The organism is Mesorhizobium sp. STM 4661, from assembly GCF_000359125.1.
Lineage (GTDB): Bacteria > Pseudomonadota > Alphaproteobacteria > Rhizobiales > Rhizobiaceae > Mesorhizobium.
Map to the genome: position 1 here is coordinate 97,151 of NZ_CAAF010000030.1, position 14,349 is coordinate 111,499.

Below are 14,349 nucleotides of genomic sequence, written 5' to 3' on the forward strand. Positions count from 1 at the left end.
TGGCTAATAGGAAGAAACGATCATGCGGCGAAAGCGCCGGCATTCGACCGCTCGGTGATCTGTCTTTGCACGGACAGCAAATGCGCGCGCATGGCCGCCTCGGCGGCTTCCGGGTCGCGCTGCGAGATCGCTTCGGCAATCAGGCGATGCTCGCCGTCGCGCTCGGCGATCCGCTTGGGGCAGGTGGGCGCGGCGGTGCGTGCGATCTTCACCCGCGCATCGACCCCGACCTGGCGCAGCATCTTGTAGAATTCGGCGGCAAGATGGTTGCGCGCGGCGGCAACGATGGCGAGATGGAAAGCGAAATCGACCGCGCCTGACGAGGCGTTCTCCGGCGTGGTTGCCGCATCAATGATCCGGGCCGTCTCGAACGAGGAAGCGCGCAGCGATGCCAGCCGGGCAAGCCCCGGCTCCATGAGCAGGCGCAGTTCCAGAACCTCGATAGGGTTGGTTACCCTGACAAGTTCCTCGCCATATCTGGGCAGGGCCGTCGGCGCCCGCCTGGCGCGCGCTGGTTTCAAGTCGCCCGACCGGCGCAGCATCTCGAGCGCCTTGCGAAGCTGATGGCGCTTCACGTTCAGGTGGTCGGCAAGATCGCGCTCGGAAGGAAGCTTGCCGCCGCCCTGCTGCAACTGGCGGACCGCTGCAATGATGTCGTCGAGATCCGATGCTACGATCTGCGGCTCGAATGCGTTCAAAACCAAATCTCCTGTCTGATCGGCAGCCGCCGACTCAACGTTCGGTTATCCTATTGTGACACGAAACCTGATGGAAACGGCACTCAACCAACTCAACCAATCTACATCTGTGCACGATGGTTGACAACACCAGTTGCGCGATGGTTGAGTGACGCAGTTGTTTCTAGACGGCTCTCATCGCGGCGGGCCGTCCTTCTCCCGAGGACCCGTGCATGCCGTTTGGGGAAACCTTTGACTACGTCATTGTCGGAGCCGGGTCGGCCGGCTGCGTGCTTGCAAACCGCCTGAGTGAAGACCCCGCGGTTTCCGTGCTGCTCCTGGAAGCCGGGGATTGGGATCGCGATCCGATGATCCACATCCCGCTCGGCTGGGGCAAGATCCTGACCGAGCGCCGTCACGACTGGATGTATTTCTGCGAGCCTGAAGCCAATGTCGGCGGGCGCAAGGTCGAATGCGCACGCGGCAAGGTTGTCGGCGGCTCTTCCTCCACCAACGCCATGGCTTATGTGCGCGGCAATCGTGGCGACTACGATCGCTGGGCGGCAAGCGGCCTGACCGATTGGTCGTTCGACAAGGTCCTGCCTTATTTCAGGAAGCAGGAGCACTGGGAAAAGGGCGCAAGCGACTATCGTGGCGGCAGCGGGCCGCTGAATACCCAGTTCTGCCGCTACAAGGACGAACTGATCGATGCCTTCGCCACGGCCAGCCGGGATGCCGGATACCCTCAGACCGACGACTACAATGGCGCCGTACAGGAGGGGTTCGGCCGCCTGCAGATGACAATTGCGAACGGCCGCCGTTGCTCGACCGCGTCCGCCTATCTGCGGCCCGCCATGCGCCGCGGCAATGTGAAGGTGCTGACCGGCGCGATGGCGACGAAGGTCCTGCTGAAGGATGGGCGCGCAACGGGCATCGCCTACACCAGAGGCGGCGCGACCCACGAGGTTCTGGCGCGGCGTGAGGTACTGCTTGCCGGCGGCGTCATCAATACGCCTCAGCTGCTGATGCTGTCGGGGATCGGCGATAGCGCCGAGCTCGCCGCGCATGGTATCGAGACGAAAGTCGATCGTGCGCAGGTCGGCAAGAACCTGCAGGACCATGTTTCGGTCATCCTGATGTATCGGCGTAGGCAGCCAGGGCCATTCCTCAAGATGATGCGGGCGGATCGTATCGGGATGGATTTCGTCAAGACCTATTTCACCGGAAAGGGCTTTTCGGGAGATGTGCCTGGCGGGGTCGTGGCGTTCCTGAAAAGCGATGCAAGCCGGCCGTTGCCGGACGTCCAGCTGCTTTTCACGGCTGCACCGCTCGCTGCATGGCCCTACATGTCGCCATTCAAGGCGCCCTTCGCCGATGGCTTTGCGACGCGCATCGTCGCTGTCCAGCCGGAAAGCCGGGGGAGCGTGAAGCTGGCATCGAGCGACCCGTTGGCCGCACCGCTGATCCACCAGAACTTCCTGTCTTCGCCGCGTGACTGGCAGTCGCTTCGCGCCGGCTTCCGCGTCGCGCGCAACCTCGCTGCGCAGCCCTCGATGACGCCGTTCATCGCATCGGAATTCTTTCCGGGTCCAAAATGCCAGAGCGACGACGAGATCGATGAGCATATCCGCAAAACCTCGATCACCGTGCACCATCCCGGCGGCACCTGTCGCATGGGCATCGATGCCGGGTCGGTGGTCGATCCCGAACTGCGGGTGCGCGGTGTTGCCGGGCTTCGCGTGGTGGATGCTTCCGTGATGCCGGACCTCATATGCGGCAACATCAATGCGGCGGTCATCATGATCGCCGAAAGGGCCTCGGACTTGATCCGCAGCCGTGCTGAACAAAGCATGGCGGCCTGACCGGCATCGCCCGGAATTCAACCAAAATCCATTGGTTGAACAAAAAATTCGAGTTGGTTGGGCTGCCGTGCGGCGGCCGGGGTCATCATGGCTCGTCCTGGATTGACTGTTTTCCGCATTTTTTTAGACTTTTCTGCCGTTTTTCGGGGCATTTGCCTTTGAAAAAAGCATCCAACCAAAAACTTTAAAAATTCTCAGTTTTGGGATTGTCGAGCAAAACCAATCCGAATACGGTTGAGTTGGTTAAACGTATTTTCTTCTTGAAGAGAGGTGTCAGACATGTCCGTGGCGCAACCAGCAAACGTCAACGTCACCAACAAGAAGGCGGCGCTGAAGGGCCTCTACGACGCCCTCTACGAAAAGAACATGTTTCCGTTCTGGGCGACATCGGAAGGCGTCGATCACGACGAGATCAAGCAGCTCATGGCGACGTCGAAGGCGGTTCCCTTCGTCTGGTCCTATGCCGACATCGAGCCGCTGCTGCAGCGGGCCGCGGAACTGGTGACCATGGACGACAGCGAGCGCCGGTCGCTGATCCTGGTCAATCCGGGTCTGGCGCCCAAGCGCGCCTCGGTCAGCACGATGTACACCGCCTACCGCCTGAATGATCCCGACGAGATCATGCCGCCGCACAAGCATTCGCCGAGCGCCATTCGTTTTGGCCTGACCGGCAAGGGCAACTTCACCGGCGTCGAGGGCGAGGATGTGGTTTTCGGTCCTGGCGACATGGTGCTGACGCCCAACGACGCCTGGCACAATCACGGCACGGTCGGTGGCGAGCAGGCGGTCAACCTTTCGGTTCTCGACCTGCCGCTGGTCGAGACGCTGCACGCCGTGCATTTCGACCACAAATACACCGAGATGGTCGACGGCAAGGAAGTCGAGAAGAAGGTCCAGACGGCGCGCTTCCCGAGCGATTATTCGCAGCGGATCTATGGCGAGGGCGGCCTGATGCCGCGCTTCGTCGACCACAAGCGTGGCGGCGGCCTGTCGTCGCCGATGTATGTCTATCGCTGGGAGAAGATGGAAGCGATCCTCGACGCCCACAAGGATTGGGACGGCGATCCGCATGAAGGCATCGTCATCGACTATGTCGACCCCACCACTGGCGGTCCGGTCTTCCACACGATCAACTTCTACGTCCAGATGTTGCGGCCGGGCGAGAAGACGCTGCCGCAGCGCGAGACGGCCAGCCTGCTGTTGGCGCCGTTCCGCGGCAATGGCCATTCGGTCATCGACGGCAAGCGCTACGACTGGAACCAGTTCGACACGATCGCCATTCCGGGCGGTTCGTGGGTCGAGCATGTCAATGGCTCCTCGAGCGAACCGGTCATCTTCTTCGGTGCGACCGATGCGCCGACCCAGAAGGCGCTGCTCCTCTACAAGCGCTGGGGCCGCGACCAGGCTGGCGATCTGCTCCGTATCGCCTGACCTTGCAGCGAAAAATGTCCGTGCCGCTTTATCGCGGCGCGGACACCGAAAAACGTTTCAGCAGCAAGGGCGTAAGCATTTGGTTTCGGCGTTCAACACCAAGCAGATCGGCCATGTCGATTGTCCGGGCGGCGGTCAGGTCTGGGTCGACGGCAACATCCTCTATATCGGCCACATGCGCCCGCCTAGCGGCACGACGCTGGTCGACATTTCAGATCCGCGCAATCCGACGAAGATCGCGACGATCGATGTTCCGCCGGGCTGGCACTCACACAAGGTGCGCGCCCAGGACGGCCTGATGATCATCAACCACGAGCGCTTCGGCAATGCAGGTCCGGCCGATTTCGGTGGCGGCCTGGCGCTCTACGACACGACACGACCGGCAGAGCCGAAACTCATCTCGAAATGGACAACCGGCGGCCATGGCGTACATCGCTATGATTATGACGGCCGCTACGCCTATATCTCGCCAACCGCTGACGGCTATGTCGGCAACATCGTGATGATCCTCGATCTGATCGATCCGGTTAACCCGATTGAAGTCGGGCGCTGGTGGATACCGGGCCAGTGGACCGGCGGCGGCGAAGAGTACCCGTGGCATGACTACGTCACGCCGCGCTGCCACCATCCGCTGCGCATGGGCGACCGGCTCTATGTCAGCTACTGGCATCATGGCCTGTTCATCCTCGACATTTCGGACATTTCGAAGCCGAAGCTTGTCTCGCACGTCAATTCGAGCCCGAGCTTTCCGCATCCCACCCACACATGCCTGCCGATCCCGCAGCCGCTCAAGGGTCGCAACATCATGGTGGTGGCGGACGAGGATGTCGCAAAGCTTCGACCTTCGGCGCCAGCCTTCACCTGGATCTACGACATCACCGACGAGACGAACCCGCTGCCGATCTCGACCTTCCAGGTGCCAGGCCTCGACCCGGACGGCGCACCGCAACCGCCGATGACGGGCTGCCATCAGCCTTCCGAGCGGTTCAAGGGCACCATCATTCCCTTTGCGTGGTTCGCGCAGGGGCTGCGGCTGGTCGACATCGCCGACCCGTTCGCCCCCAAGGAGGTCGGCCATTTCATGCCCGATGCGCCGGAGGGCGCCGAGCGTTCGTCTTCCAACGACGTCACCATCGACGACCGTGGCATCGTCTACTTGATCGACCGCATCCGCGGCGTCGACATCATCGAAACCAGCGTACTCTAGGGGGGGATAGGTTGAGCGACAGCACGCGAAAATCCGCCAGCCACTACGCCATCGGCAACAAGAACCCGAATCTGCCGTTTCATCCGGCGGTCCGCGCGGGTGATTTCATATTCGTCTCCGGCCAGGTGCCGAAGGACGAGAACAACAACATGATAAGCGGCACGATCGAGGAAGAGACGCTGGCCACGCTGAAGACCATAGCGCGCGTCATCGCGGATGAGGGCGCGACGCTGTCCGATGTCGTGCGGATCACAACCTATCTCGAGGATACGCGCGACTTTGGCCGCTACAACAAGGCGTTCCTCGAGGGGATCGGCGACGCGGTGCTGGCGCGCACGACCGTCGAGGCAAAGGCGGTCATCAACACCAAGATCGAAATGGACGCCATCGTCTACAAGCCGTTGCCGGCGGGCAAGTAGGCCACGACACAATCGAGGAGACGACATGTACAAGCTCTTAGGCCGCCAGACATCTGGCAACGTTCAAAAGGTGCTCTTCATGCTCGAGGAGCTTGGCGCCTCGTACAAGCGTGAGGACTACGGCCGCCAGTTCGAGAACACCCAGACGGCCGAGTACAAGGCGCTCAATCCGACGTCGAAAGTCCCGACGCTGGTCGACGGCAACACAGTGATCTGGGAGTCCAACACAATCCTGCGCTATCTGGCGGCATCCGGCGCCGAGCAGTTGAATGGCGCCACGCCGGCGGAAAGGACCGAGGTCGAGCGTTGGATGGATTTCCTGCTGGCTGCCGTCAATCCCGGCTATCTGGCTGCTTTCAAAGGCGCCAAGCTGACGCCCGAGGAACAGACCGCCGAATACAAGGAACAGGTGAAGGATCTAGTCGCACAGCTCAAGATCGTCGATGGGCATCTGGCCGGCAAGGATTTCCTGGCGCTGGGCAAGCTGACCATCGCCGACATCGCCTGCGCGCCGATCCTGAAGCGCTGCGTCGACTTCAAGATCGACCGGCCTTCTCTGCCCGATCTCGAGCGCTGGGTGGCCGCGGTAGCGGCTCGCCCGGCCTTCAAGGCGGCGACCGCCGCCGCCCCGGCAAAGGCCGCATAAATGATCAAGCGCGCCGCCCTCATCGGTCTGGGAACGATGGGCCCGGGCATCGCCGCGCGGCTTTCGCGCAGTGGGCTCGATGTCGCGGCGCATGATGTTTCAGAAACCGCGGTCGAACGCGCCCGCGGCATGCTCGATATGGCCGGCGGGGTTCTGGATCGTCTCGATATCAAGGCGCCTCCGTCGGGGCCAGGCGCTGTGCGCTTCGTGGGCACCATCGCCGAGGCCGTCGATGGTGCGGAGCTGGTGATCGAGAATGTGCCTGAGAACATCGACATCAAGGCCGAAACCTATCGCGCCATCGACCCGCTGATCGCCTCCTCGGTCATCGTCGCCTCCGACACGTCCGGCATCCCGATCACCAAGCTGCAGGCCCATATCTCCCATCCTGAACGGATGGTCGGCATGCACTGGTCGAACCCGCCGCATATCATTCCGATGATCGAGGTGATCGGCGGCGAGAAGACCGCCCCGCAAACCGTGGCAACGATCCGCGACCTGATCCGCTCGATCGGCCTGTTGCCGGTGGTGGTGAAGAAGGACGTCCCGGGCTTCGTCGAAAACCGCGTGCTCTACGCGCTGCTGCGCGAGGCGGTCGACCTGGTCGAGCGCGGCGTCATCGAACCGGAGGATCTCGACACCTGCGTTTCATGGGGCATCGGCTACAAGATCGCCGTCATAGGGCCGATGGCGCTGCTCGATATGGCGGGCCTCGATATCTACAAATCCGTCTCGTCGTTCCTGAACGCCGACCTTTCCAATCGGGGTGACGTCGCCCCGATCGTGCTGGAAAAGACGGGCGCGTCGAAATTCGGCATCAAGTCGGGCGAGGGCATGTTCTCCTACACAGCCGAGCAGATAAAGGCGCTGCAAGGCGAACGGGCGCGCAAGCTCGTCGCGGTGCGCCGCATCCTCGAAGGCCGGGAGTAGGCAATGGCACAAGGCGCGCGCAGCCGGGTTGGGGAGTTCTGCCGGTCAGCCGCTTGCGCGCACGGCGCCGAGGTCGTCGCCATCACAGTCAAGACGGCATGTGCGCGGGTAACGAATGCGCGTGGGGCAACAAGCCATGCAGGTTGAAACCATCCGGCCAGCCGGTGGCAGACCGGCCCACATCCGCCACGATGACCTCATCTCCGCCCAGGGCGTTTCGGTCGTCATGGGCGCGGATCAGAACCGGCAGCTGATCCTCAGGGACATCGACCTTTCTGTTCCCAAAGGGTCGTTCGTTTCCCTGATCGGCCCTTCAGGCTGTGGCAAGAGTACTTTGCTCAAAGTGCTGGCCGGGCTGGTGCGTCCAAGCAGCGGCAGCGTTTCGATCGCGGGCCTTTCGCCAGGCGAAGCAGCGCGCAAACGGATGATCGGTCTCGTCTTTCAGGACGCCAATCTGCTGCCGTGGAAAAATGCCGTCGACAACGCCTCGATGCTGCTGAGTATCGCCGACAGGTCGATGTCGCGCTCGGCGTTGCGAGCGCGTGGACAGGAGATGCTGGACCTGGTGGGACTGGGCGACGCCGCCCACAAGCGCCCAAACGAATTGTCCGGCGGCATGCGTCAGCGGGTCGCCATCGCCCGGGCCCTGGCGCTCGATCCGGCGGTCCTGCTGATGGACGAGCCGTTTGGCGCGCTTGACGCGATCACCCGCGATCAGATGGGCCAGTCGCTGCTCGAGATCTGGCAGAGGACCGGCAAGACGATTGTCCTGGTGACGCATTCCATCGACGAAGCCATTCACCTGTCCCGCCAGGTTCATGTGCTGGGAATCAATCCGGGACGCATCACGCAGAGCCTGGATATTTCGCTGCCCTATCCGCGCGACGCTTCCGTGGCCGAAGTCCCCGAATTTGTCAGGCTGGTGCTTCAGCTTCGGGGGATGCTGCGCTCCAGCCATCAGCCGGGAGGCGTGTCTTGAGCAAACAACCCGTCGTCGATATCTCGCCGCCGCAGCCGGCTTCCGGCTGGAGCGCTGCGACAAGCAGCTGGCTGCCGGCGGTCATCCTTCTGCTGGTGACGATCGTGTTGTGGGAAGCCGCCGTGCGGATATTCTCCATATCCTCCTTTATCGTTCCCGCCCCTTCCGAGATTGCACGATCCCTGGTCGCGCAATGGGACACGCTCGCGCAGGCGACGATGATCACGGCAGGCGAAATCCTGTTTGGCTTTCTTGTCTCGGTCATGGTCGGCATTGCGCTGGCTCTCGTCATTGTGCGCTTCGACTGGCTGGGGCGCGCCCTCTATCCGCTCGTGGTGCTGTTCCAGAATGTCCCGAAGGTCGCGCTTGCCCCGATCTTCATCCTCTGGTTCGGCTATGGGCTCGCACCCAAGATCGGCTTGATCCTGGTCATCGCCTTCTTCCCGGTGACGCTGTCGATGCTGGCGGGGATGCAGTCGGTCGACCGCTCGCTTCTGGCGCTGATGAATTCGGTTGGCGCCAGCCCGACCCAGATCCTGTTCAGGATCCGTGTTCCCCACTCGCTGCCGAGCCTCATGGCCGGGACCAAGATAGCCGCGACCCTGAGCGTCATCGGCGCCATCGTCGGCGAATTCGCCGGAGCCTCGGACGGACTCGGCTACGTTATCCAGTTCGCCTCGACCCAGCTCGACACAGCCCTGGTCTTCGCGGCGCTCCTGCTCGTTTCCGTGCTTGGCATCGCCTTCTACTACGCAGCCGAAATTCTCGAACGCCTCGTGGTGCCATGGGCGCCGAAATTCAGCCATGCCTAGGCTTTCTCGAACAACCAAGGTCAAAGAAGGGAACAAACAATGCTGAGACGCTCTCTTATCAAGGCAGCCGCCTTTGCCGCGTTTGTCGGCGCGCTTGGCCCGAACGCGGCTGAGGCTGCGGACAAGGTCAACGTCCAGCTCGACTGGGTGGTGCGCGGCAATCACGCCATGTTCTTTGTCGGCAAGGAAAAGGGCTTTTTCGCCAAGAACGACATCGACGTCGCCGAGATCCGCAAGGGCTCCGGCTCGCCCGACGCAATGCGCTTCGTCGGCAACGGTACTGCTGAATTCGGGTTCGGCGATCTTCCCACGCTTGCCGTGGCAAGGTCCCAGAATGTTCCCGTCGTGGCGCTGGCGGCGGTCAACCAGCAGTCGCCACTGGGGATTATCTCGCTCGCCAAGACGGTCAAGCTCACCAAGCCGTCCGACCTCAAGGGCTTGACCATCGGCATCCATCCGGCCGGCTCCACTTACATCTTCTTCAGGGGCTTCCTGGCTGCCAACGGCTTGAGCGAGAAGGATATGACGCTCAACAGCGTCTCGCCGCCCTACGAAAGCTACCTGCTGCTCGGGCGTGTGCAGACGGTGGCCGGCTATCTCGATGCGGAGGTTCCCGAACTTGAAGCCAAGGCCGGCGGCCCGGGTTCGCTAAGCATCATGCTCGGTGCCGACCACGGCTGGAAAGCCTATGGCTCGGGGCTGTTCACGTCCGAGGAGATGATCAAGGACAAGCCCGATGTCGTGCGCCGCTTCGTGAAGGCCTACAGGGAAGCGTTCGACTATGTCGCTGCCCATCCCGAAGAAGCCGCCGAGATCACGGCCAAAACCGTTCCAGGCTATGCGGAAAAGAAGGATGTCCTGCTGGCCCAGCTCAAGGCCGACATTGCCTCGACGTTCAACAGCCCGGCGACGAAGGAGCACGGCCTCGGCTGGATGACCAAGGCGCAGTGGGACGAAACCTTGAAAACCCTTCTGGACCAGGGGGTGCTCAAGTCGGCGCTGCCTGCCGATGAGGTGTTTACCGACAAATTCCTGGCGGCAAAGTGAAGGTCGGGGGCGGTGTCCGAGTTGGCAAAAGCTGAGCGTCTACCGACAGACCAGACGGTCCTGCGCCACATCGCAGGTGACGGCCCGCTCGCCTTTCACCGCCTCGGTTCGGTCGAGCGCGATTTGCACGCGCGTGGCGTATGCATGGCCGGCCAGACCGCACCACAGCCGCTCGACGGGCAGGTTTTCGCGCTTGTCGTTGAGGATCGCATACGTCCCGGTTTTTGGATCGAACCACAGCTCGACACGCGCGCTCTTGCCAGGCGCCGCGGTGGCGATCGCGGCCGAATACCAGTGGGCGAAGTCGGCGTTGCAGGAAAGCGCCTCGCGCCCGGCATTCGAAATCGTCAGCGGTACTGGATCGAGTCCTTCGGTGCCTGTCCGGACGGTGACGTGCCGCAACTCGACCGCGTTGGCGAACGACGTGAACGTCAGCAACACCGGAAGGATATATCGAACTACCACTTTGCCTGAACTCCATATGTGATGATTCTGGCAGTATATCTCGCTTTTGCGCAATAACAATAAGAATATTTGTTGGTCAACCAAACAGAGAGGGTAACATGTCTAGGTTTTTTAAGAGCAGCGTAAGCGCCTTGATGTTGAGCAGCTTCTTGCTGGGCAGCGCACTGGCGGCTGAAGTCAAGTCGATTGCCATCCTGACGCCGGAAGAAGGCACCGACTATGGCTGGAACCAGCAAGGTATCGACGCAGCCAAGGCGGCGGCGAAAGCGGCCGGTGTCGAGGTGGTCGTGGCCCAGGGCCTCGGCTATGGCGACGTGCGGCCGACATTGCGCGAACTGGCGTCCGACGGCGCCAGCCTGCTTATTGCGCACGCCAGCGGCTACAATACCGCGGCTCCCGAGATCGCCAAGGAACTCAAGGTGCCGGTGGCGATCGTCGATACGCCGACCGGTCTGGAGAAGGGCCTCGTCGCCGACTACACGCTGAGCGGCCACCAGGGCGCCTACCTTGCCGGCCGCCTCGCCGCCAAGATGTCGCGCTCCAAGTCGGTCGGCATCGTCGTTTCGGGCGAGCCGCCCTCGTGGAACTCGCAGTCGGCAGCGTTCGCGCAGGGGGTGAAGGCCGAGAACCCGGACGTCAAGGTCACCTATGCCGTGATCGGACCCGCCGCTTACAGCGACGCAGCCGGCGGCAAGCGCGTCACCGAAAGCGTGATCGCGTCGGGCGCCGACATCATCTTCGGCCAGGGCAACGGTTCGAGCTTCGGGATGCTGCAGGCGGTCGAGACGACCAAGGCCGGCGACGGCGGCAAGGTCTATTTCATCGACGTCATCGGCGACAAGACGCCGATCGACAAAGGCTTCCTGCTTTCGTCGGTGGTCTGGAACATCGAGCCAGTCTATGCGGCGATGATCGCCGACCTGAAGGCCGACACGTTCGGCACCAAGAGCTACTCGATCGGCCTCAAGGACGATTCGGTCAAGCTTCTGAAGACCGCTGCGATCCCGGACAATGTCTGGACCGAGATCCAGGCGCTGCGTGAAGACGTCATTTCCGGCAAGATCCCGGTCGAGCCGGTCTATGATGCGGCAGCCGTCAGGGCGCTGATGACCAGCGTCGCCCAGTAGGGCGATCAAAACCGGCTACTCGGAGGGGTGACCAGTTCATCCCTCCGGACCGATTCATGTTTTTAGGTTCTGGGCTTTCATGGGCAGTCTTTCTTCATTGTCGGGCGCCGACAAGCGCGACATCGTCGCCCTTGAAGGCGTGACGAAACGGTTCCCCGGCGTCGTCGCCAATGACAGCGTCGATCTGGCAATCCGTCCGGGCGAGGTCCATGTGCTGCTCGGTGAAAACGGCGCTGGAAAATCCACCTTGATCGGCATGCTGTCGGGCCTGCAGCAGCCGGACGAGGGGCGCATACTGGTCGACGGCGAGCCTACCGCGATCACCTCGCCCCGCCATGCACTGGCGCTCGGCATCGGCACCGTATTCCAGCACATGATGCTGGTGCCGACGCTGACGGTCGCGGAAAACCTGCTGCTCGGCGGACCGTGGTGGCAGCGCCCCAAGACCGAAGAACTGGAAGCGCGTGTCGCCGGGATCACCAGGACGCTCGGCATCACGGTCAAGCTGCATGCCAAGGTGTCCGAGCTTTCGCTCGGCGAACAGCAGCAGGTCGAGATCCTGCGCGCGATGGTGCGCAACAGCCGGCTGCTGATCCTCGACGAGTCGACCTCGATGCTGACGCCGAAGGGCATCGATGAGCTGGGCGCGCTGATGCGCCGCCTGGTCGAGCAGGGCTTGGCGATCGTCTTCATCACCCACAAGCTCAAGGAGGCGGCGGCCTTCGGCGACCGCATCTCGGTGCTGAAGCTCGGCCGCAAGGTCGGAGAAATTCCTCCAGAGCGGTTTCGCGCGCTGGGCGAGCAGGCGATCATCTCGGAGATCGTCGAATTGATGTTCGGCAAGCAGAAGGACGATCCGGAAGCGGCCCAGCGTCCGGTTCGCACCATCCATGCCGAAGCGGCTCCGCTGCTTCGGGTCCATGATCTCGCGGTCGCGCCGACAGACGATGCGCCGGGCCTGTCGTCGATTTCGTTCGACATCCGCCCGGGCGAGTTGCTGGGCATAGCCGGCATCGACGGCAATGGCCAGAAGCAACTGGCGGAGGCGCTGGCAGGCCAGCGTGCGACAGCGGGCGGTTCGGTGCGGCTGGAGGGAGCGTCCATCGAGGCGCTGAGTGTCGGCGAACGCCGCCAGAAGGGCCTTCGCTACCTGACCGACGACCGGCTCGGCGAGGGCACGGTCGGAACCTTTCCGGTCTCGATCAATTTCTTCCTCAAGCAGGTCGGCGCGGCCCCCTTCTGGCGCAAAGGCGTCGAGCAGCGCGCCGAAATCGACCAGCGCGCCGCTCAACTCGTCCGCGAATACGACGTGCGCACGCCAAGCCTGAAAACGCCGGTCGCCCGGCTCTCCGGCGGCAACATCCAGAAGGTGCTTTTGGCGCGCGAACTCGCCGAAGGCGCAAAAGTGGTGATCTTCAACAAGCCGACCTATGGGCTCGATCTCGCCAACACACTGGCTTCGCGCCAGCGCATCCGCGACACGGCGGCACGCGGCCTTGCCGTGCTGCTCATCTCCACCGACCTCGAGGAATTGCTCAGCATGTGCGACCGCATCGCCGTCATCGCGAACGGATCGCTCGTCGGCACGGTCGAGAATGTCGACGATGCCCGCACCAAGGTCGGTCGCTTGATGATTGGACTTGCCGCATGAGCATCGAGACCGCCCCATCCGCCAGCGCAACCGCACTCGACGCCACGGCCGCGGTGGCAACGCGCCGCGATATCCAGCATCGGCTGCTGATGACGCTCGGCCCGATCCTGGCCGCCCTGATCATCGCCGGCTGCATCCTGCTTGCCGTCGGCGTCGATCCGCTTGCCTATTATGGTTTCGTGCTTGAGAAAGGACTTTTCTCGCCGCTCGGCATCCAGCAGACGCTGACGCGCATGGCGCCGCTGCTGTTTCTTGCCGCCGGTCTCATCGTGGCTTTTCGCGCCGGCATGTGGAACCTCGGCGGCGACGGCCAGTTCCTGCTCGGAGCGGTAACGGCGGCGGCCAGCGCTCCGCTTTTCGTGCAGGTCATGCCGGCCTGGCTGGCGCTCTTCTGCTCGTTCGTCATCGCCATGGTGGTGGCGATGATCTGGTCGCTGTTGCCGGCCCTGCTGCGCGCCTATCAGGGCGTCAACGAGATCATCACCACGCTGATGATGACGTTCCTTGGCACCTCGCTCGCCAATGTGCTGGTCAAGCTGGTGTTTCGCGATCCAGGCACAACCGTGCCGCAGACCCGCACCTTGCCGGTCGAGGACAGGCTGCCGCGGCTGTTCGGAACGACCATCACCAGCGGGTTGCTGCTGGGACTGGCGGCAATCATCATCGTGCATCTGGTGATGACGCGTACGGCGTTCGGGCTGAAGCTGAGGATCGTCGGCGCAAACCCCCGCGCGGCGATCCATTCGGGGCTCGGCGTGCCGGGGCTGACCATTGCCGTCTTTGCTATTTCGGCCGGGCTGGCCGGCCTTGCCGGCGCTGTCGATATCCTCGGTGTGCAGGGCAACGTCCGCGCCGACTGGAACCCCGCCTATGGGCTGGCTGTCATCCCCGTCGTGTTCCTCGCCCGCATGAACGGCTTTGCCGCCATCGGTTTCGTGTTCCTGCTCTCGGTGCTTTCGATCGGCGGTGAGAGTGCCGCGCGCCGGCTCGGCGTGCCCAAACATTTCACGCTGGTGCTGGTCTCCATCGTGCTGATCGTGCTGGCGCTCGCCGAATATATCGATCACCGCTACAACCAGTCGCGGAGGGCCTGAAG

At 62.8% G+C, this 14,349-nt stretch carries 14 protein-coding genes; 12 read left to right on the forward strand and 2 right to left on the reverse strand.

Features of this window, described 5'->3' with window-relative positions:
- Window positions 1-20: 20 nt before the first annotated feature.
- Window positions 21-698, reverse strand: coding sequence for an FCD domain-containing protein (locus MESS4_RS10345; protein WP_006329719.1), 678 nt, complete (start codon window positions 696-698; stop codon window positions 21-23).
- A gap of 212 nt (window positions 699-910) precedes the next feature.
- On the opposite strand from MESS4_RS10345, the gene MESS4_RS10350 reads away from it, so the two are divergent.
- The 9 genes from MESS4_RS10350 to MESS4_RS10390 all read left to right on the forward strand — a co-directional run bounded on the left by MESS4_RS10350 (window position 911) and on the right by MESS4_RS10390 (window position 10,010).
- Window positions 911-2,539, forward strand: a complete 1,629-nt coding sequence (locus tag MESS4_RS10350) for a choline dehydrogenase (protein ID WP_006329720.1) — start codon at window positions 911-913, stop codon at window positions 2,537-2,539.
- Window positions 2,540-2,818: 279 nt separating this feature from the next.
- Complete coding sequence (locus tag MESS4_RS10355) at window positions 2,819-3,970, forward strand: cupin domain-containing protein (protein ID WP_006329721.1); 1,152 nt, start codon at window positions 2,819-2,821, stop codon at window positions 3,968-3,970.
- A 79-nt stretch (window positions 3,971-4,049) separates the two neighbouring features.
- Entirely contained in the window at window positions 4,050-5,177 is a 1,128-nt protein-coding gene (locus MESS4_RS10360; protein ID WP_006329722.1) for a hypothetical protein, read from the forward strand.
- Between the two features lie 11 nt (window positions 5,178-5,188).
- The gene (locus MESS4_RS10365) at window positions 5,189-5,596 is read left to right on the forward strand and encodes a RidA family protein (RefSeq protein ID WP_006329725.1); all 408 of its coding nucleotides are present in this window, start codon (window positions 5,189-5,191) and stop codon (window positions 5,594-5,596) included.
- Between the two features lie 25 nt (window positions 5,597-5,621).
- A complete protein-coding gene (locus MESS4_RS10370) occupies window positions 5,622-6,242 on the forward strand; it encodes a glutathione S-transferase family protein (protein WP_006329730.1) in 621 nt (206 codons plus the stop codon).
- Complete coding sequence (gene fhmpcd1 / locus MESS4_RS10375) at window positions 6,243-7,172, forward strand: 5-formyl-3-hydroxy-2-methylpyridine 4-carboxylate 5-dehydrogenase (protein ID WP_006329731.1); 930 nt, start codon at window positions 6,243-6,245, stop codon at window positions 7,170-7,172.
- A gap of 136 nt (window positions 7,173-7,308) precedes the next feature.
- Window positions 7,309-8,151 (forward strand): ABC transporter ATP-binding protein, encoded by an 843-nt coding sequence (locus MESS4_RS10380; protein ID WP_006329732.1) that lies wholly within the window; start codon window positions 7,309-7,311, stop codon window positions 8,149-8,151.
- Entirely contained in the window at window positions 8,148-8,963 is an 816-nt protein-coding gene (locus tag MESS4_RS10385; protein WP_006329733.1) for an ABC transporter permease, read from the forward strand. Before MESS4_RS10380 ends, MESS4_RS10385 begins: the two co-directional genes overlap by 4 nt.
- A 39-nt stretch (window positions 8,964-9,002) precedes the next feature.
- Window positions 9,003-10,010 carry an ABC transporter substrate-binding protein gene (locus MESS4_RS10390; RefSeq protein WP_006329734.1) on the forward strand — a complete coding sequence of 336 codons (1,008 nt, stop codon included), beginning with the start codon at window positions 9,003-9,005 and terminating at the stop codon, window positions 10,008-10,010.
- Between the two features lie 39 nt (window positions 10,011-10,049).
- Here the strand turns inward: MESS4_RS10390 and MESS4_RS10395 are convergent, their stop codons facing one another.
- Window positions 10,050-10,451, reverse strand: a complete 402-nt coding sequence (locus MESS4_RS10395; protein ID WP_244441109.1) for a hypothetical protein — start codon at window positions 10,449-10,451, stop codon at window positions 10,050-10,052.
- A gap of 158 nt (window positions 10,452-10,609) precedes the next feature.
- On the opposite strand from MESS4_RS10395, the gene MESS4_RS10400 reads away from it, so the two are divergent.
- From MESS4_RS10400 to MESS4_RS10410, 3 genes are all read left to right on the forward strand, one after another.
- On the forward strand, window positions 10,610-11,602 hold the full coding sequence (locus tag MESS4_RS10400; protein WP_244441110.1) for a BMP family protein: 993 nt from the start codon (window positions 10,610-10,612) through the stop codon (window positions 11,600-11,602).
- Window positions 11,603-11,681: 79 nt separating this feature from the next.
- A complete protein-coding gene (locus MESS4_RS10405) occupies window positions 11,682-13,253 on the forward strand; it encodes an ABC transporter ATP-binding protein (protein ID WP_006329740.1) in 1,572 nt (523 codons plus the stop codon).
- The gene (locus tag MESS4_RS10410; protein ID WP_006329741.1) at window positions 13,250-14,347 is read left to right on the forward strand and encodes an ABC transporter permease; all 1,098 of its coding nucleotides are present in this window, start codon (window positions 13,250-13,252) and stop codon (window positions 14,345-14,347) included. The genes MESS4_RS10405 and MESS4_RS10410 overlap by 4 nt, the downstream gene beginning before the upstream one ends.
- Window positions 14,348-14,349 lie beyond the last annotated feature (2 nt).

Coding starts and splice junctions, on each gene's coding strand:
- MESS4_RS10355 (WP_006329721.1), top strand. CDS start 2,819: ATGTCCGTGGCGCAACCAGCAAACGTCAACGTCACCAACAAGAAGGCG.
- MESS4_RS10405 (WP_006329740.1), top strand. CDS start 11,682: ATGGGCAGTCTTTCTTCATTGTCGGGCGCCGACAAGCGCGACATCGTC.
- MESS4_RS10350 (WP_006329720.1), top strand. CDS start 911: ATGCCGTTTGGGGAAACCTTTGACTACGTCATTGTCGGAGCCGGGTCG.
- MESS4_RS10410 (WP_006329741.1), top strand. CDS start 13,250: ATGAGCATCGAGACCGCCCCATCCGCCAGCGCAACCGCACTCGACGCC.
- fhmpcd1 (WP_006329731.1), top strand. CDS start 6,243: ATGATCAAGCGCGCCGCCCTCATCGGTCTGGGAACGATGGGCCCGGGC.
- MESS4_RS10380 (WP_006329732.1), top strand. CDS start 7,309: ATGCAGGTTGAAACCATCCGGCCAGCCGGTGGCAGACCGGCCCACATC.
- MESS4_RS10390 (WP_006329734.1), top strand. CDS start 9,003: ATGCTGAGACGCTCTCTTATCAAGGCAGCCGCCTTTGCCGCGTTTGTC.
- MESS4_RS10400 (WP_244441110.1), top strand. CDS start 10,610: ATGTTGAGCAGCTTCTTGCTGGGCAGCGCACTGGCGGCTGAAGTCAAG.
- MESS4_RS10370 (WP_006329730.1), top strand. CDS start 5,622: ATGTACAAGCTCTTAGGCCGCCAGACATCTGGCAACGTTCAAAAGGTG.